The sequence below is a fragment of the Rhodococcus indonesiensis genome (genome assembly GCF_047782815.1).
Taxonomy (GTDB): domain Bacteria; phylum Actinomycetota; class Actinomycetes; order Mycobacteriales; family Mycobacteriaceae; genus Rhodococcus; species Rhodococcus indonesiensis.
On sequence record NZ_CP180630.1, the window covers coordinates 2,839,221 to 2,856,634 of the forward strand.

Annotated in this window: 16 protein-coding genes and 1 riboswitch; of the genes, 5 read left to right on the forward strand and 11 right to left on the reverse strand. The window is 69.5% G+C overall.

Annotated features, from left to right (window positions below; genetic code table 11):
* The first annotated feature begins 223 nt into the window (after nt 1–223).
* The 3 genes from ACM26Y_RS13155 to ACM26Y_RS13165 all read left to right on the forward strand — a co-directional run bounded on the left by ACM26Y_RS13155 (nt 224) and on the right by ACM26Y_RS13165 (nt 5,452).
* Nucleotides 224–2,416 carry a malate synthase G gene (locus tag ACM26Y_RS13155; RefSeq protein ID WP_416061125.1) on the forward strand — a complete coding sequence of 731 codons (2,193 nt, stop codon included), beginning with the start codon at nt 224–226 and terminating at the stop codon, nt 2,414–2,416.
* Nucleotides 2,417–2,562: 146 nt separating this feature from the next.
* Entirely contained in the window at nt 2,563–4,293 is a 1,731-nt protein-coding gene (locus ACM26Y_RS13160; protein WP_416061126.1) for a substrate-binding domain-containing protein, read from the forward strand.
* A gap of 4 nt (nt 4,294–4,297) precedes the next feature.
* Complete coding sequence (locus ACM26Y_RS13165) at nt 4,298–5,452, forward strand: metallophosphoesterase (protein ID WP_416061127.1); 1,155 nt, start codon at nt 4,298–4,300, stop codon at nt 5,450–5,452.
* Nucleotides 5,453–5,585: 133 nt separating this feature from the next.
* Here the strand turns inward: ACM26Y_RS13165 and gcvP are convergent, their stop codons facing one another.
* From gcvP to ACM26Y_RS13220, 11 genes are all read right to left on the reverse strand, one after another.
* Nucleotides 5,586–8,438 (reverse strand): aminomethyl-transferring glycine dehydrogenase, encoded by a 2,853-nt coding sequence (gene gcvP / locus ACM26Y_RS13170; protein WP_416061128.1) that lies wholly within the window; start codon nt 8,436–8,438, stop codon nt 5,586–5,588.
* 168 nt (nt 8,439–8,606) lie between these two features.
* Nucleotides 8,607–8,701, reverse strand: a riboswitch (glycine riboswitch).
* Nucleotides 8,702–8,773: 72 nt separating this feature from the next.
* A complete protein-coding gene (locus ACM26Y_RS13175) occupies nt 8,774–9,400 on the reverse strand; it encodes a MerR family transcriptional regulator (protein WP_003937271.1) in 627 nt (208 codons plus the stop codon).
* A 255-nt stretch (nt 9,401–9,655) separates the two neighbouring features.
* On the reverse strand, nt 9,656–10,129 hold the full coding sequence (locus ACM26Y_RS13180) for a bifunctional nuclease family protein (RefSeq protein ID WP_003937272.1): 474 nt from the start codon (nt 10,127–10,129) through the stop codon (nt 9,656–9,658).
* Between the two features lie 104 nt (nt 10,130–10,233).
* Nucleotides 10,234–10,971, reverse strand: coding sequence for a MerR family transcriptional regulator (locus tag ACM26Y_RS13185; protein WP_040782825.1), 738 nt, complete (start codon nt 10,969–10,971; stop codon nt 10,234–10,236).
* Entirely contained in the window at nt 10,971–11,438 is a 468-nt protein-coding gene (gene garA, locus ACM26Y_RS13190) for a glycogen accumulation regulator GarA (RefSeq protein WP_003937274.1), read from the reverse strand. Before garA ends, ACM26Y_RS13185 begins: the two co-directional genes overlap by 1 nt.
* Before the next feature lie 174 nt (nt 11,439–11,612).
* Nucleotides 11,613–12,017 (reverse strand): glycine cleavage system protein GcvH, encoded by a 405-nt coding sequence (gene gcvH, locus ACM26Y_RS13195; RefSeq protein WP_003937275.1) that lies wholly within the window; start codon nt 12,015–12,017, stop codon nt 11,613–11,615.
* A 43-nt stretch (nt 12,018–12,060) separates the two neighbouring features.
* Nucleotides 12,061–12,801, reverse strand: coding sequence for a DUF881 domain-containing protein (locus ACM26Y_RS13200; protein WP_003937276.1), 741 nt, complete (start codon nt 12,799–12,801; stop codon nt 12,061–12,063).
* A 4-nt stretch (nt 12,802–12,805) separates the two neighbouring features.
* Nucleotides 12,806–13,162, reverse strand: coding sequence for a small basic family protein (locus ACM26Y_RS13205; protein ID WP_003937277.1), 357 nt, complete (start codon nt 13,160–13,162; stop codon nt 12,806–12,808).
* A 4-nt stretch (nt 13,163–13,166) separates the two neighbouring features.
* Nucleotides 13,167–14,033: a DUF881 domain-containing protein gene (locus ACM26Y_RS13210; protein WP_416061129.1), complete on the reverse strand. Its 867-nt coding sequence runs from the start codon at nt 14,031–14,033 to the stop codon at nt 13,167–13,169.
* Nucleotides 14,030–14,647, reverse strand: a complete 618-nt coding sequence (locus tag ACM26Y_RS13215) for a CDP-alcohol phosphatidyltransferase family protein (protein WP_416061130.1) — start codon at nt 14,645–14,647, stop codon at nt 14,030–14,032. The genes ACM26Y_RS13210 and ACM26Y_RS13215 overlap by 4 nt, the downstream gene beginning before the upstream one ends.
* A 74-nt stretch (nt 14,648–14,721) precedes the next feature.
* Nucleotides 14,722–15,339 (reverse strand): NUDIX hydrolase, encoded by a 618-nt coding sequence (locus ACM26Y_RS13220; protein WP_416061131.1) that lies wholly within the window; start codon nt 15,337–15,339, stop codon nt 14,722–14,724.
* Nucleotides 15,340–15,469: 130 nt separating this feature from the next.
* Here ACM26Y_RS13220 and ACM26Y_RS13225 point away from each other — a divergent pair, with 130 nt between their 5' ends.
* Both ACM26Y_RS13225 and ACM26Y_RS13230 read left to right on the forward strand, forming a co-directional pair.
* A complete protein-coding gene (locus tag ACM26Y_RS13225) occupies nt 15,470–16,408 on the forward strand; it encodes an AAA family ATPase (RefSeq protein WP_416061132.1) in 939 nt (312 codons plus the stop codon).
* Between the two features lie 24 nt (nt 16,409–16,432).
* Nucleotides 16,433–17,401, forward strand: a complete 969-nt coding sequence (locus tag ACM26Y_RS13230; protein ID WP_371383316.1) for a vWA domain-containing protein — start codon at nt 16,433–16,435, stop codon at nt 17,399–17,401.
* Nucleotides 17,402–17,414: the final 13 nt, after the last annotated feature.

A 17,414-nucleotide genomic window follows, 5' to 3' on the forward strand; every position in this document is an offset into this window, starting at 1 on the left:
CGATCACGATCGAGACTGCTTCCGGGCGCGCACAGTGCGCCCGGAAGCAGTCGGCGCTCACCATCGCGCCGCGGCCCTGGAGAGGAGCTGCTGAATCGATGTACCGCCGGCGGCGGGTCGAACCGACCGAAACTACCGGCGGGTAACGTGAGTGCTGTTCGTCGTGCTGCCCGTCGGCACCGCCGACGCGAGCGCACAGGTCCCGGAAAGAGTGAGGCAGGTAATGACTGAACGCGTGCAAGTCGGTGGACTCCAGGTCGCCAAGGTGCTCTACGACTTCGTCGTCGACGAGGCGATCCCCGGCACCGGGGTGGACGCGGCCGCGTTCTGGGCCGGCGCGGACAAGGTGATCCACGATCTCGCCCCCCGCAACCGCGCCCTGCTCGCCAAGCGGGACGAACTGCAGACACAGATCGACACCTGGCACCGCGACCGCAAGGGCCAGGCGCACGACGCCGCCGCCTACAAGGCGTTCCTCGAGGACATCGGCTACCTCGTGCCCGAGCCCGCCGACTTCCAGGTCACCACCTCGGGCGTCGACACCGAGATCGCCACCACCGCCGGCCCGCAGCTGGTGGTGCCGGTGCTCAACGCCCGCTTCGCCCTCAACGCCTCCAACGCCCGCTGGGGCTCGCTCTACGACGCCCTCTACGGCACCGATGCCATCTCCGAAGAAGGCGGCGCGGAGAAGGGCACCGGCTACAACAAGGTCCGCGGCGACAAGGTCATCGCCTGGGCCCGGGACTTCCTCGACACCGCCGCCGCCCTCGCCACCGGATCGCACACCGACTCGACCCGGTACTTCGTCGACGGCGCCGAGCTGAAGATCGAACTCGCCGACGGCACGACCACCACCCTGGCCCAGCCGGAGAAGTTCGCCGGCTACCTCGGCGACCAGACCGCCCCCACCGCGGTGCTGCTGCGCAACCACGGCCTGCACGTCGAGATCCTGATCGACCCGGACTCCCCGATCGGCAGCACCGACGCCGCCGGCGTCAAGGACGTCGTCCTCGAATCCGCGGTCACCACCATCATGGACTTCGAAGACTCGGTCGCCGCCGTCGACGCCGAGGACAAGGTCGTCGGCTACCGCAACTGGCTCGGACTCAACCGCGGCGACCTCGCCGAGGAGATCGCCAAGGGCGGCAAGACCTTCACCCGCGCCCTCGAGGCTGATCGCGTCTACACCGCCCCCGACGGCTCCGAACTCACCCTGCACGGACGGTCGCTGCTGTTCGTCCGCAACGTCGGGCATTTGATGACCAACCCGGCCGTGCTCGACGCCGACGGCAACGAGGTCCCCGAGGGCATCCTCGACGCGCTGATCACCAGCCTCGCCGCCGTGCACGGCCTGTCCGTCGGCGACGCGACCGGCCCGCTGATCAACTCCCGCACCGGCTCGATCTACATCGTCAAGCCCAAACAGCACGGCCCCGAAGAGGTCGCCTTCACCACCGAACTGTTCGGCCGGGTCGAAGAGGTCCTGGGCCTGCCGGCCAACACCCTCAAGGTCGGCATCATGGACGAGGAACGCCGCACCACCGTCAACCTGAAGGCCTGCATCAAGGAGGCCAGCGAGCGCGTGGTGTTCATCAACACCGGCTTCCTCGACCGCACCGGCGACGAGATCCACACCTCCATGGAGGCCGGCGCCATGGTCCGCAAGGCCGAGATGAAGAAGCAGCAGTGGATTCTTGCCTACGAGGACTGGAACGTCGACACCGGGCTCGCGTGCGGGCTGCAGGGCAAGGCCCAGATCGGCAAGGGCATGTGGGCGATGACCGACCTCATGGCAGACATGCTCGAACAGAAGATCGGCCAGCCCCGCGCCGGCGCCAACACCGCCTGGGTGCCCTCGCCCACCGGAGCGACCCTGCACGCCACCCACTACCACCAGGTCGACGTGTTCGGCGTGCAGGACGAGCTGAAAGGCAAGCGTCGCGCCACCGTCGACGACATCCTCACCATCCCGCTCGCCCCGTCCACCGACTGGACCGACGAGGAGAAGCGCGAGGAACTCGACAACAACTGCCAGTCCATCCTCGGCTACGTCGTGCGGTGGATCTCCCAGGGCGTCGGCTGCTCGAAGGTGCCCGACATCCACGACATCGCCCTCATGGAGGACCGCGCCACCCTGCGCATCTCCAGCCAGCTGCTCGCCAACTGGATCCACCACGGTATCGTCACCGCCGACGACGTCGTGACCGCCCTGCAGCGCATGGCACCGGTCGTCGACCGGCAGAACGCCGGCGACCCGACCTACCTGCCGATGGCCCCGGACTTCGACTCCAGCATCGCCTTCCAGGCAGCCAAGGAACTGATCCTCGAAGGCACCACGCAGCCCAGCGGCTACACCGAGCCGATCCTGCACCGGCGCCGCCTCGAGTTCAAGGCCGCCCACGGCCGCCGAGCCTGACCCCCAGCCACGGCCCCCGATCCACAGTGGATCGGGGGCCGTGGTGTCTCACAGCCGATCACTAGACTCCGGGAACGGCGGGGGCAGACACGACGACAGGCAGGAAACACGTGGGTCGACATCGCGGAACGGGTCGCGCCAGAGGCGTGAGCAAGGGCCCGATCATTGCCGTCGCCGTGGCACTCGTCCTCGTCCTCGCCGTCGTCGGCTGGTTCCGCCTGCGCGAACGCATCGACGAGCAGGCGACCGAAGCCGCGCAGACCTGCGTCGAGGGCGACGCGCTCCTCGACGTCGCCGCAGATCCCGCCGTCGCCCCCACACTGACCACCCTCGCCGCCCGCTGGGTCACCGACACCCGCCCCGTCGTCCGCGACCACTGCATCGACGTACGCGTCACCGCCGTCGCCACCGCCCCGGCCACCACCGCCCTCACCGCCGAGGACGCCCCACCGGCCGATCCCCGCTGGGACCCCGCCCTCGGCCCCCCGCCCGCCCTCTGGGTCCCTTTCAGCAGCGACGCCACCGCGCGCGCGGCACAGGCCCTCGACGGGCAGTCCCGCTCCCTCGCCACATCCCCCATCGTGCTGGCCGTCCCCGCCGAACTCGAGCGTGCCCTCGACGCCGCAGGCACCGGCTGGCGTCAACTGCCCTCCCTCCAGTCCGACGGCAGCGTCCTCGCCGGTCTGGGCCTCGACGGCTGGAACGGTCTCCGCCTCGCCCTGCCCACCGGTCCCGACACGGACGCCACCACACCCGCCCTCGAGGCCGTCGCCGCGGCGGTCACCGACGCCGGACCCGGCCCCCTGACCGTCGAACAAGCCGCTTCCCCAGCAGCCACCTCTGCGGTCGGTGCCCTCGCACTCGGCGCCGACACCCTCGGCGCCGGACCGACCACCGCCGCAGCCCTGGACACCCTCGCCGACGCACCCGGCGCGGACGGCACCGTGCACGCCGTACCGATCACCGAGCAACAGCTGCACACAGCGGTCACGTCCGGCGGAGCCCCCGGCCTCGCCGAGTTCGTACCCGCCGGCCCCACCCCCACCGCAGACTTCCCCGCCGCCGTGATCGACGCCCCATGGGTCGACGAGACACTCGCCCGCGCGGCCGCCGCACTGGCCGGCTACCTACGCGAACCCGACGCCGCCCGCGCCCTGGCCGACGCCGGGTTCCGGGTCGACGGTCAGCCCGCCCCCCGTAGCGACGCGGTTCCCTTCCCCCGCATTGCGCAGACCCTGAACCGCGCCGACCCGGCCGTCGCCGACATCCTCCTGGACCACCGGCGCGCACCGGTGGCGCCCCGCACCACCACGATCCTTCTCGACACCTCCACGTCCATGGACACCGTCGAGGGCGACGACACCCGTCTCGCTCACCTCGCCGCCGCCCTCGACCAGCACGTGGACCGGTCGCCGGACGCCTCGAGCCTCGCCCTGTGGATCTTCGCCGACAACCTCGACGGCACCACCCCGTACCGCTCCACGGTGGAGCGCGGCGCGCTCACCGCGGACCAGCGCACCGCTCTGACCACCGCCCTGAGCGGCACCAGCACCGCCGACGGCTCCGCCGTCTACCAGTCCTTGGCCGCCGCCTACGTCGACGCCGTCCGCAACTTCACACCCGGCCGGCCCAACTCCGTCCTCCTGATCACCGACAGCGCCAACGACGACGGCACCACACGCCAGCGCATCCTCGACCTCGTCACCGCCGCCGGCGACCCCGGCCGGCCCGTCCGGATCGACGTCGTGGCCCTCGGCGACGACACCGACCGCAATACTCTGCAGACCCTCGCCGACCGCACCGGCGGCGCACTCGTCTCCGTCGCCACGACCGACGGCCCCGAACTCTCCGCCGCCGTCCGAAAGTTGATGTCCTGACACCGTGATCCGACTACTCGTCGCGGGGACGTTCCTCGCCCTCATCACCTTCTGGCTCCACCGCCGTCTCGTCCGCGCCCCCGGCCTGCGCGGCCGCGCGGCGATCGCCGCGAACACCGCACTCGGTGTCCTCCTCGTCGTCGCACTGATCGGTGCGCAGAGCGGCACATCACTCGATCCGCGCTGGGCCCGCCCGTTCGGATTCCTCGGCTGGACGTGGCTCGGCGTCGTGCTGTACCTGGTTCTCGGGACGCTCCTGATCGGGATCGTCTGCCTCGCTGCACGCACGGTACGCCGGTTCCGGCGCGACGACGTCCCTCCGCCGGATCCTTCCAGGCGACGAGCTCTGCAGATCGCGACGGGTGCGCTGGCCGTCGGGGCGGTCGCCGCCGTCGGCTACGGGACCGTCGAGGCGGCTCGGCCCCGGATCGTGCACACCCGGATCCCCCTGCGCCGGCTCCCGACCGGATTCGAGGGACTGCGCGTCGCTCTCGTCACCGACCTGCACGTCGGCCCGTCCCGCGGCCGCGAGTTCACCCGTCGCACGGTGGATCTCGTCAACGCACAGCAGCCGGACCTGATCGTGCTGGGCGGAGACCTCACCGACGGCACCATCGCCCTCGTCGGGCCCGACCTGGCGCCCCTCGCCGACCTGCGGGCCCCACTCGGGGTCTACGGCGTCAGCGGCAACCACGAGTACTACGCCGACGACGCGATGTCCTGGCTGGATTTCTGGGAAACCCTCGGGGTACGCGCCCTCCGCAACGAACGGGTCACCCTCGAGCGCGGGGGTGATGCGATCGACCTCGCCGGCATCCACGACTATTCGGCGCCTGCCCCGAACGAAGCGGATCTGACCGCGGCACTGCAGGACCGCGATCCCGAACGCTTCGTTCTCCTGGCCGCCCACCAGCCCCGGCACGTGTTCGAGGCGCGCGACCACGGCGTGGACCTGCAGTTGTCCGGGCACACGCACGGCGGACAGATGTGGCCGCTCGGATACGTCGTGCCCCTGCAGCAACCGACGGTGACCGGTCTCGACCGGTTCGGAGACACGCTCGTCTACACCTCCCGCGGGACCGGCGCCTGGGGGCCGCCGGTACGCATTGCCACGCCTCCGGAAGTGGCGATTCTGCAACTGAACGCGTCTCTTGTCTGAGGATTTTTTGGGTGACCTGATGTGCTTTGGTGGGGACTAGTTCTGATATTCATTCGTTTCCGTATTGTGCGGAATATTGTCCACGGGTTTTCGGGGGGTGAGCTGCCGGAGCGGCTCACCCCCGAGGGCTCGGTCAGCTGCTGTAGGCCTCCAACGGCGGGCACGAACACACGAGGTTCCGATCCCCGTACACCCCGTCGATGCGCCGCACCGCAGGCCACACCTTCGCGCGCCCCTGCCCCAGCGGGTACACCGCGGTTTCGCGGCTGTAGGGGTGGGTCCATTCCCCCACCAGGCACTGGGCGGTGTGCGGCGCCCCGCGCAGCGGGTTGTCGTCCACCGGCCACTCCCCTGCCCCGACCCGGTCGATCTCGGCGCGGATGGCAATCATCGCGTCGATGAACGCGTCCAGCTCGGACAGGTCCTCGCTCTCGGTGGGCTCGACCATGAGGGTGCCCGCGACGGGGAAGCTCATGGTGGGCGCGTGGAAGCCGTAGTCCGCCAGACGCTTCGCGACGTCGTCGACGGTGACCCCCGTGTCCTTCGTCAGCGGCCGCAGATCGAGGATGCACTCGTGCGCCACCATGCCGTTCTCACCCGTGTACAGGACAGGAAAGTACTCGTCGAGCCGGCGCGCGATGTAGTTCGCCGACGCGATCGCGGTCAGCGAAGCCCGCCGCAGGCCCTGCGCCCCCATCAGCTTGATGTACGCCCACGTGATCGGGAGGATGGATGCAGATCCGAACGGCGCCGCCGACACCGGCCCGCCCCCACCGAGGCCCGGCTCCGCCGGGTGTCCGGGCAGGAACGGCACCAGGTGTGCGCGCACGCCGATCGGCCCCACCCCGGGACCACCGCCGCCGTGCGGGATGCAGAAGGTCTTGTGCAGGTTCAGATGGCTCACGTCGCCGCCGAACTTGCCGGGTCGTGCCAGACCGACGAGAGCGTTCAGGTTGGCGCCGTCGATGTACACCTGGCCACCGGCGTCGTGCACGGCGCCGCAGATGTCGGCGATCTCGTGCTCGTAGACACCGTGGGTCGACGGGTACGTGATCATGATCGCGGCGAGGCGTTCGGCGTGATCGGCGATCTTCGCGCGCAGATCGTCGAGGTCCACGTCACCGTTCGAACGGCACGCCACGACCTCCACCCGCATGCCGGCCATGACGGCGGAGGCGGCGTTGGTGCCGTGGGCGCTCGACGGGATCAGGCAGGTGTCGCGATGCTCGTCGCCCCGGCTCAGGTGGTAGTGGCGGATCGCCAGAAGCCCGGCGTACTCGCCCTGGCTACCGGCGTTCGGCTGCAGGCTCACCGCGTCGTACCCGGTCACCGCGGCAAGCCATCCTTCCAGGTCCGCGATGAGTCGGCGGATGCCCGCCGTCTGATCCGCCGGGGCGAACGGATGGAGCGCCGAGAACCCGGGCCAGGTGATCGCCTCCATCTCCGTGGCGGCATTGAGCTTCATCGTGCACGAACCCAGCGGGATCATGGTGCGGTCCAGGGCGAGGTCCATGTCGGACAGGCGGCGCAGGTACCGCATCATCGCGGTCTCGGTACGGTACCGGGTGAACGCCTCGTGCTGCAGGTACACGCTCGTGCGCGCGAGGTGCCGGGGAAGGGCGGGAGCGGCTTCCGCCGCGGTGTCCTCCGCCCCGAACGCGGCGAGAACTGCAGCCACATCGGCGTCGCGGGTCGCCTCGTCGCACGAGATCCCCACCTGGTCCCCGTCGACCCGCCGGACGTTGATGCCCGCCTCGAGCGCCGCCGCGACCACCGCGTCGGCGCGGCCGCGAACGCGGACCAGAACGGTGTCGAAGAAGTGGTCGTGCACCACCTCGAGGCCGGCGGCTCGCAGCGACGCCGCGAGCCGGGCGGCCTGGCCCGCCACGCGGGTCGCGATCCCGGCCAGACCCTCGGCGCCGTGGTACGACGCGTACATTGCGGCAAGGACCGCGAGGAGCACCTGCGCGGTGCAGATGTTGCTGGTCGCCTTCTCGCGGCGGATGTGCTGCTCACGCGTCTGCAGCGCCAGCCGGTACGCCGGCGCCCCGTCGGCGTCGACCGAGACGCCGACGAGCCGGCCCGGCAGGTTGCGGGCATGGGCGGCGTGCACCGCGAGGTAACCCGCATGCGGCCCGCCGAATCCCATGGGCACGCCGAAGCGTTGGGTGGTGCCGAAGCATACGTCCGCGCCCTGTTCGCCGGGCGGGGTGAGCAGGGTCAGGGCCAGCAGGTCCGCCCCCACCGCGACGAGGGCGCCACGCTCGTGTGCCGCCTCGACCAGGGGACTTGCGTCGAACACCCGGCCGGAGGCACCCGGGATCTGCAGGATCACCCCGAAGAATTCTCCCTCGGGCAGACCGTCGTCGACGAGATTCGCGGTGACGATCTCGATTCCCAGGGGTTCCGCCCGGGTCGCGAGGACCGCCGCGGTCTGAGCGAACAGGTCGGTGTCCACGACGACGCGCGTGCTCCGGCACTTGCGGTTCGCGCGGGCGAGCAGCGTCATCGCCTCCGCAGCGGCGGTCGCCTCGTCCAGCATCGACGAGTTGGCGACCTCCATGCCGGTCAGGTCCGAGACCATGGTCTGGAAATTGAGGAGGGCTTCGAGGCGCCCTTGGCTGATCTCTGGCTGGTACGGGGTGTATGCCGTGTACCAGGCGGGATTCTCGATGATGTTGCGGAGCAGAACCGGCGGAGTCAGCGTGCCGTAGTACCCCTGACCGATCATCGACGTCGCAACGGTGTTCCGCCCGGCGAGTTCCTGCAGGGCCTCGAGCACCTCGTGTTCCGACATCGGCGCGTCGAGCGACTCGAGCCCGTCCGCGACCCCGTCGGTCCGGGCGTCGAGAATGCCGGCCGGCACCGCCTTCGCGGCCAGTTCGTCGAGGGATTCGACGCCGACGACGTCGAGAATGCGGCGCAAGCCCGCCGCGTCGGGGCCGACGTGGCGGTCGGCGAAGGTGTACGTGGCAGCATCGGTCATCGCGACTCCCTGAGGTCGGAGGTCCGCATCCGGGCAAGGGTCGCACGGTGCGTGTCCTCCCCCTCTGTCGCGAGCTCGTCGAGCGAGCGCCTGAGAGATTCGGTACCGGAACGAACCGGCCCTTTCCCCGTGGGCGGGTGGGTGCTCCCACCGCTTTCCAGAGACGTCGGTGCCCGTACGGTCCTCGATGCCTGAGAGATTGACGGGGAGGTGCTGCTCCTTCGGCGCCCGGAACAGGTCCGGAACTCTCCCGCACGGCGGCGACGCACCCCCGATTCTAGGGCACCGGAACGCCTGGTAGCACCGAGGCCGCGGATGTTTCGTGTGACGAGCGTCTACCCGATCCGCCGATTGACGCGTTCGCGGCGGCGGGAGGCCAGCTCGTCCTCGGGTCGCTGTTCCACGTTGCCACCGTCCGCCCGCTCAGCCGGGAAGTCGGCGATGCTGCCGGTCAGCTCCCGCATGGCGCCGCTCACCGCGATGCCGAACACTCCCTGCCCGCCCTGCAGTAAATCGACCACCTCTTCCGGTGAGGTGCACTCGTACACGGTCGTGCCGTCGGAAAACAGGGTGATCTTCGCCAGGTCCCGCACCCCGCGTTCGCGGAGGTGGTCGACCGCCACCCTGATGTTCTGCAGCGAGATACCCGTGTCGAGCAGGCGCTTGACGATCTTCAGGACCAGGATGTCCTTGAACGAGTAGAGCCGTTGGCTGCCCGAGCCTGCCGCGCCCCGGATGGACGGAACGACCAGGTTGGTCCGCGCCCAGTAGTCGAGCTGACGGTAGGTGATGCCGGCGATCTGGCAGGCGATGGGCACGCGGTAGCCGACGAGCTCGTCGGGCACCGAATCGTCCGGGAACAGGCCCGGCTGCATTTCGTCGGCGTCGAGAGCTGCCCGTGACGGGGCATCGCGGTCGACGGCGTCGAAGCTGAGCTGCTGTCCCTGCGGCCGATCTCCCACTGTTGTGACTCCCTCTCGCGTGCACAGGCGTGCCCTGGAACGAACGACGGGCGGATCCCCACCCCCATCCGATCGTCGAGCGCTCGCTGACCCACCGAGTCGATCCGTAGCGATTCACTCAGCGTACGCCCCGTACGAAAAGTTGGGCAGCAACACGCCGACCGGACGACGATCTTCCGGTTCCGCATCTCACTCGCAGTGTGCGCTCCGGCCGTCGGCCGGAAGTCGCGACAGAACCTCGGCGACGTTCGACGATCAGCCGTCCGTCGCCTTGAAATCGTCGGGGGAGACGGATTCGAGAAATTCCTTGAACTTCTCGACCTCGTCCTCCCGCTCATCCGGCATGACGAGGCCCGCTTCCGCGAGCACCGGTTCCTCCACGAAGACCGGCGCGCCGATGCGCAAGGCTACAGCGACGGCATCGGAGGGGCGGGACGACACGCGCAGACCGCCGTCGAAGACGAGGTCGGCGTAGAACGTCCCCTCCTTGAGGTCCACGATCCGGACCTCTTCGAGGGTACGGCCGAAGGCATCGACCAGATTCTTGATCAGGTCGTGCGTCAACGGCCGGACCGGCTCGACGCCCTGCTGTTCCAGTGCGATCGCCGTGGCTTCCATCTGGCCGATCCAGATCGGCAGGTACCGATCTCCGTCGACTTCGCGCAGCAGCAGGACAGGCTGATTCTGCGGTTGCTCGATCCGGATCCCCACTACTCGCATCTCGCTCATCGAGCCGCCTCCCATCCCTGCTGTGCGACGGTGGCGAACCGTCCGCCGATATCCCCCTGAATTCTAGTGCCAAACGCGCCGCCGTCGAGGTCGACGCCCGCCGTTCACCGATCCAGAGCGCCCCGGACGGCGGCCTTGACGAGGCAGGTGTGCATCGTCAACGACAGCGCTGCCAGTTCCCGGACCATTTCCTCGGCCCGAGCACGCGCACCGACGTCCCGGCCCTTCGCGACCGGACCCGCGATCTGCGCCACCAGGCCCGCCTCCCGGTCGGCCGCGAGCTTGAAAGCACGCAGGTGCCGAACCTCGAGACCGAACTCGGACATGGCTTTGGCCGTGCGCGCCAGCAGTACCGCATCCTCGTCGAAGAAGCCGGCCGCGCCGGGCACGATGAGCCCGGCGCGGATCAGCTCCGTGAGGAAGGACGTCTCTATGCCCGCCTGCCCGCACAGGTCCTCCCGGCTGATCCGCACCTCCCGGTCCGCGCGCAGATCCTCCGGCGACACCTGACCCGGGGCCACGGCCAGGGTCCGGAGCCGCTTCGGGCGACCCTCCACCGAGCCCACCGTCGCGACACCGCGGTCGATCGCCTCGAGCTGTTCCTTGATCACCTTCAAGGGCAGGTACTGGTCCCGTTGCGCGGTCAGTACGTACCGCAGACGCTCACAGTCCGCGATCGAGAAACGACGATAACCCGACGGGGTGCGTTCCGGACTGATCAACCCCTCGGATTCGAGGAAGCGGATCTTCGAGATCGTCACGTCCGGAAACTCGGGCCGGAGCCGATCGAGCACGGAGCCGATCGACATACCCCCCGGTGACGGCTGGCGGGCAGCGGTCATCAGCTACCCGTGCCCTGCGAACCCCGCGGGCCGGTGAGGAACACCAGCCGGAACTTTCCGATCTGCACCTCGTCGCCGTTCGCGAGAACTGCCGAGTCCACCGGCTCGCGGTTGACGTAGGTCCCGTTCAGGCTTCCCACATCGACGACCTGGAACTCGCCCTCGTCCTGGCGGAACTCGGCGTGCCGACGGCTGACCGTCACGTCGTCGAGGAAGATGTCGCTGTCCGGGTGGCGCCCCGCCGACGTCGTCGGCTGATCGAGCAGGAAACGCGACCCGGCGTTCGGGCCACGCTTGACGACGAGCAGCGCCGATCCTGTGGGAAGCCCCTCGACCCCCGAAACCGGCGCTTCGGTCGTCCCCGCGCCCGTGCCGGTGGTATCGAGTTCGTTCAGGAAGTCGGCACGAAACACCGAAGTGGTTTCCGCAGGGGTTTCCTCGTAGCCCGCGTTGCCGTTCTCGCTCACCGTATCTCCTTATCCGTTCGGCCCTTCGGGATCGCTCCCCCGGGGCCGCAGTTTCGTTCAGCCACGATCACTTCCGGTACGGACCCGCGCCCCGACCCGGCACACGCCTACCGATGACCGTACCCTGCACAACGTCCTTCGTGCAGGCAGACGCGGCCCCGGCCGGATGCGGGGTCAGTTCTGCGTGATCGCGCGGTATCCGTCGGCGTCGAGCGTGTCCGCCAGAGCGGCGTCCAGCTCGTCCTTGCTGGCGACCTCGACGTCCACCAGCCAGCCGGCCTCGTACGGATCCCCGTTGACGAGTTCGGGATTGCCGTCCAGATCCGAGTTCACGCCAACGACTTTCGCCGTGAGCGGAGCGAACACGTCGGACACGCTCTTGGTCGATTCCACCTCGCCGAAGGACTCCCCCGCGGTGAGTTCCGCACCGGCCTCGGGCAGCTGCACGAAGACGACGTCGCCGAGCTGTGACTGGGCGTAGTCGGTGATGCCGAGGCGTGCGGTCACGTCGCCGGTTCGGCGAACCCACTCGTGCTCCGCCGTGTAACGCAGATCGGCGGGTGTTCGGAACTCACTCACGACAGGTCCTTTCGGGCAGCGACATTCGCGTGGAACGCCGGGTTCAGTTACCGGGCTGAGAGTATTGTCGCGGCTCGATCTCCCGCAAGGCGGGTACCTCGACCTGCGGCGACTGTTCGATCTGTACCGTCCCGCCGGCACGTGCCACCGTGTCGACCACACCACCGGGGATGTTCAGCGCCGCCGCCAGTGTGGGCGCGTCCCCGATCGCAGCGACGACGTAGGGCGCCGCGAGCGGCCGATCGTCGACGACCAGCGCACCGGCGGTTCCGCCCACCCAGGAGTCCACGCCGACACGCACGGCAGCGCCACCGGTTCCGGCGACCTGCACGGCTTCCGCTCCTGCGGCGCGCAGCTCCTGGATCGTGTCGAGAAGAACCTCCGGGCCCACTCCTCGCCGAGGGTCGGCGATGGTCAAGATCACGCCCGGACCGGTGGCCGGGGCGGTACCCACCTGGATCTGCAACGCCGACAGGCGCTGCTGCGCCTCCGCGAGCGCGGCCTCGGAGCCGTTGCGTTGCAGACTGGCCAGCGTCTGCTCCAGGGTGGTGATCTCCTGGCGCAGCTCCGCCTCACGCCGGTTGAGGTTGTCGAGTACCGCCAGCAGGTCGGCGGGCCGGGCGGAGTCGAGCGCATCACCCGAACCGGTGTTCCTGACCTGAGTGGCGATCCCCACCCCGAGCAGGACCATGAGCAGTGCCGCCAGAGCGGAGAAGACGATCCGCGATCGGCGCGCTGTACCGGTCTCGGCCGTCTCGTGCCGTTCGTGCTTGCCCTCGCCCATCCTGCTACGCCCCGAACAGCCTGCGGCGCAGAGCGGATGCGTTCCCGAAGATCCGGATACCGAGAACCACGACGATCGCCGTGGACAGCTGGGTGCCCACCCCGAGCTGGTCACCGAGCCAGACGATCAGTGCGGCGACCAGCACGTTGAAGACGAAGGAGACGACGAACACCTTGGCGTCGAAGATCTCGTCCAGATAGGCGCGCAGGCCGCCGAAGACCGCGTCGAGCGCCGCAACGACCGCGATGGGCAGGTAAGGCTGGACCACGTCGGGAACCTGGGGACTGACGATCACACCCACCACGATGCCCACACCGAGGGCCAGCACCGCGTACAGGGCGTATCCGCGTTTGGTCACCACCGTCTCACCGCTCTCCCGTTTCCTGTGCCGATGCGACGTCGCGCACCGTGGCGGCCGGCAGCGCCAGGTCTGCCGCATCCGCGATGGTGAAACCTACTCCGTAGAGCTGCTGCACCCCTGACATGCGCAGGTACGCGTCGCTGACCACGAACCCGGTCTGCAGCTCCGCAGGGGACCCGACGGCGGCGACTGTGTACGGGGAGAAGACCGGCCGGTTGTCCACGAGCATCGCTCCCCCGGCCTGCCGGACCGTGACACCCGGGCCGATCCGGACCCCGTTGATCGAGACGGCCTCGGCGCCACTGTGCCAGAGCGCGTTGACGACCGACTGCAGATCGCGGTCGAGGATCACCGAGGCGCTGCGGCCGCGGTCCTTCTCCGCCGAGTCCGTCAGGTCGGGCCGCGAAGCCGGATCGGCGAGAGTCACCGTGATCCCCGGTCCGTGCACAGGCGTCGACGCAGCGTCGTCCTCTGCGCGGGCGAGGCGGTCGAGCACCGCCGTCCCTTGCTCGTCGTCGGCGAGCACCGCGATACGGCGCTGTTCCACCTCGGTGGACAAGTCGTCGCGGGCCGCCGCGAGTACGTCGTTGCGGTCCTCGGTCGCGCGGACCGTGGCGAGGATTTCGTCGCGCGCCTGATCCGTCCCGGATTTGCGCTCGATGTTCTGGGCGTACGCTACCCCGAGGACGAGTCCGGCGAGCAGACCACCGAGGACCAGCCACACCCCGATCCCGATCCGGGTCGGGCGGGTGTGGCCGGCGGCGCGGTCGCGCGCCGCACCCGCGTACCCGGGATCGAGATGGTCCTCGAGCAGAGCTTTCAGCAGCGACGGGACGGGGTTGCGACGGATCTGCTCCCAGTTGCGGTTCATCCGGTGGCCGGCCCTCCCGACACGGGCACCGCTCGAGCCGTCTGCACCGCCTGCAGCAGATAGAGCGCGCCCGTCCACGTGTAGAGGGCAGTGCCCCAGAGGAGGGCGGCCCACCCGGCGGGTTCGAGGACGCCGGCAGCGGCGGGAAGCGCCTGCGCGGCCAGGAGGAGGGGCAACGCGAACATGAGCAGGAACGTGGCGCCCTTGCCCAGGTACAACACCTCCGGTGGCGGCAGACCACGGCGTCGATAGACGGCGAGGGTCGGGGCGAGCACCAGCTCCCGGCCGATCAGGAGCGCGGCGATCCACCACGGCACGATGCCACGGGCCACCAGCGCGAGGAGTGTCGTGACGATGTAGAGGCGGTCGACGAGCGGATCGAGCACCGCCCCGAGTCGCGACGCCTGGTCGAGCAGCCGTGCAAGCTTGCCGTCGGCCCAGTCGGTGATCCCGCTGAGCATCAGAACCGCGAGCGCCCACCCGTCGGCATGCAGGACGAGGACCAGGTAGAGGAAGATCGGGATTCCGGCCAGGCGGACGACACTCAGCACGTTGGGGACGGTGACGATGCGGTCGGATCGAGCCGGCGCACCGGTCGTCGTCGCGTCGTTCATCGTCGGTCCTGTCGTTCGTGGAGTAGGTCCCGACAGCCTTGCACACCCCTCGCCGCCGTTGCCCGTGCGACCGGTCACCTCCACGCGAACACGGGCTGTTCCAGGTCGTCGATACGGGTGCTTCGGCGATGGAGCACGACTTCGCGGAACTGGTACACCACCGCAGCGGTAGGTGCGTGGACGAGATGACCCCGGAACGGCCACTGGATCACCGGCTTGTCCGATTCCGGAATGGTGACGAACCGGGGTTCACTGTCGAGTTCGGACTCGGTGACGGCATAGAGTGCGGCGACCTCGTCCGGGTTGGGAACGAGATCGCCGATCGCCGCATCCACCCAGACGACGTAGGGCGAGATGACGTAGCCCGAGCGGGTGATGTAGTCGTCCAGGCGGCCGAGGATGCCGCCGGGATCGGCGCGCAGTCCGAGTTCCTCGTGCAGTTCGCGCAGCGCGGCCACGTCGGGGGTCTCCCCGTCGTCGAGGCGTCCGCCCGGCAGTGCGAACTGACCGGGATGAGATCGCAGGCGCGTCGGTCGGCGAGTGAGCGGCACGACCGGGTTCCCGTGGCCGTCGTCGAGTACGGCGACGACCACCGCGGCGTGACGCCGGCCGTCCAGGGGCAGAAAACGGGGCTCGAACGCGGCGAGTGCCGACCCGGCCTCGCACGGGTCCAGGGGGTTCCGGACAGTCATGGCACCGACATTAGGCGGTGGGAACTGCGATTCTGCGCATGGATTACCGAATCGCTCCGTCCGGCGCCCCCTGCCGGTGCATAGTTGTTCGACGAAACGAACAGATTCAGGGGCACACGAGGACGTGAGCATGCAGCGCACCATCCGATCGATGGCAGAGGTCCGGCGGGGAGTCGCAGAGCGAGTGGTGGGACGCGTCCGCGAGGCCGATCTTCTGCTCGCCGCGATCGGGGCAGGGCGCGACGTACTCCTCGAGGGGCCGCCGGGGACCAGCAAGTCCACTCTGCTCGGGGCCATCACCGCCGAGCTCGGCAGTCCGCTGATGTTCGTCGAGGGGAACGCCGATCTGACGCCGGCGCGCCTGGTCGGGTATCACGATCCGGCACGGGTGCTGTCCGAGGGCTACCACGAGGACAACTTCGTGCCCGGACCGCTGGTCGCGGCGATGCGCGACGGTGGCGTGCTCTACCTCGAGGAGTTCAACCGATCGCCCGAGGACACACTCAACAGCCTGCTGACCGCGATGGCGGAACGGCGGATCACAGTGCCGCGGGTGGGCACGGTGACAGCCGATCCGGCGTTCCGCGTGGTGGCCTCGATGAACCCGTTCGACAACATCGGTACCGTCCGGTTGTCGATGAGTGTGCACGACCGGTTCTGCCGGCTGTCGGTGAGTTATCAGGACACACGAGCCGAAAACGAGATCGTCGTCCGACGGACCGGATGCGGGTCGGCACGGCTCGTCGCCGATGCGGTAGCCCTCACCCGTGCGACGCGGGAGCACCCCGATCTGAGGGGTGGGTCCAGCGTCCGCGGCGCGATCGACCTGACCCTGGTCGCCATGCAGCTGTTCGATATGCGCGGGGTTGCGGACGATCTACCGGACTCGACCGACCCACCGCGGGATCTTCCGTCGGACTACACCGACGCTGTGCTCGACGCGCTGCTGGTGGCGCTGTCCGGACGGATCGCGGTCGACGAGGTCTCCGAAACCACTCCCGAAGCGGTGCTGCGGGAGATCTGGCAGGACCACTTCCTTCTCCGTCCTGCTGCCGCCGCCCCCGGTTGAAGGTCCGTCCCCGCCGAGAGCCCCGTGCACCATCGTGCTCAGCGCCACTCCACCGGCCGGGGAAAGCCGTTCCGGCGCAGGCCGAAGCAGCTGTCCCTCGACCCGGCCCTGTACGAGCACCGCGGTGGCGGCCAGGGTCTGGTGATGGTGGGTGGCCCGCATCGCGCCGGGCGTACCCCCGGATCGGGAGCCGGCGCGGGTCCCGGGCAGACCGACGAGCCGGCCGAGGTACTGCACCTGGCCGATCTCGATGCCTCCGGTCCGGTCGCGGACGCCGAGGTCCGACGCCGGGCACGCGAGATCGCTGCGCGGCTGTCCGTGCCGCGCCCACGACGTCGTCGTGCGCCGCGGAGGGGCCTCGGCAGGCTGCAGAGCCTGCCGTATCGGGACGGTGCCGAGGAACTCGACCTCGACCGCACTGTCGAGATTCTCGCCGAAGATCCGTTCGCGCGGTCCACGGATCTGGTGATGCGGGATCGGATCCGCGATCGCCGGAAGGTGGTGCTCGTCGTCGACATCTCCGGCTCGATGCGCGGCGAGCGCATCCGCACCGCCGCGGCCGCGGTCGGTGCCATGGCCGGCGAGTTCGGACACGACGATCTGGCCGTGGTGGCCTTCTGGTCCGAAGCCGCTGTCCTCAGTGCCCTCGGGGAGCCGGTCTCCCCCGCCGGGCTCGTGGACCTGCTGCTCCGGATCCCGAGCAAGGGCCTCACCAACGTCGGCTTCGCGCTCGAGGTGGCACGAGGTCAGCTCCGGGACGTACCTGCGGACGAGGGACGGGTGCTGCTCCTGTCGGATTGCGTGCACAACGCCGGGCCCGATCCGAGGACCGCGGCAGCCCGGCTCCCCCGGCTCGACGTGCTCGCCGACATCTCCGGCGAGCACGATCTGCTCACCGCTCGCGACCTTGCGCGGGCCGGGAGGGGACTCGCCCTGCCCATCCGTCGACACCGGGACGTCGCTGCAGCGATCTCGCGTGCATTCGGCGCCTGACGGGTGGGTCGGT

Excerpts from the sequence above, each read along its gene's own strand:
- ACM26Y_RS13215 (WP_416061130.1), bottom strand. The coding sequence starts at position 14,647 with ATGAACGACGCGACGACGACCGGTGCGCCGGCTCGATCCGACCGCATC.
- ACM26Y_RS13225 (WP_416061132.1), top strand. The coding sequence starts at position 15,470 with ATGCAGCGCACCATCCGATCGATGGCAGAGGTCCGGCGGGGAGTCGCA.
- ACM26Y_RS13155 (WP_416061125.1), top strand. The coding sequence starts at position 224 with ATGACTGAACGCGTGCAAGTCGGTGGACTCCAGGTCGCCAAGGTGCTC.
- ACM26Y_RS13185 (WP_040782825.1), bottom strand. The coding sequence starts at position 10,971 with ATGACCGCTGCCCGCCAGCCGTCACCGGGGGGTATGTCGATCGGCTCC.
- ACM26Y_RS13210 (WP_416061129.1), bottom strand. The coding sequence starts at position 14,033 with ATGAACCGCAACTGGGAGCAGATCCGTCGCAACCCCGTCCCGTCGCTG.
- ACM26Y_RS13180 (WP_003937272.1), bottom strand. The coding sequence starts at position 10,129 with ATGAGCGAGATGCGAGTAGTGGGGATCCGGATCGAGCAACCGCAGAAT.
- ACM26Y_RS13220 (WP_416061131.1), bottom strand. The coding sequence starts at position 15,339 with ATGACTGTCCGGAACCCCCTGGACCCGTGCGAGGCCGGGTCGGCACTC.
- gcvP (WP_416061128.1), bottom strand. The coding sequence starts at position 8,438 with ATGACCGATGCTGCCACGTACACCTTCGCCGACCGCCACGTCGGCCCC.
- ACM26Y_RS13200 (WP_003937276.1), bottom strand. The coding sequence starts at position 12,801 with ATGGGCGAGGGCAAGCACGAACGGCACGAGACGGCCGAGACCGGTACA.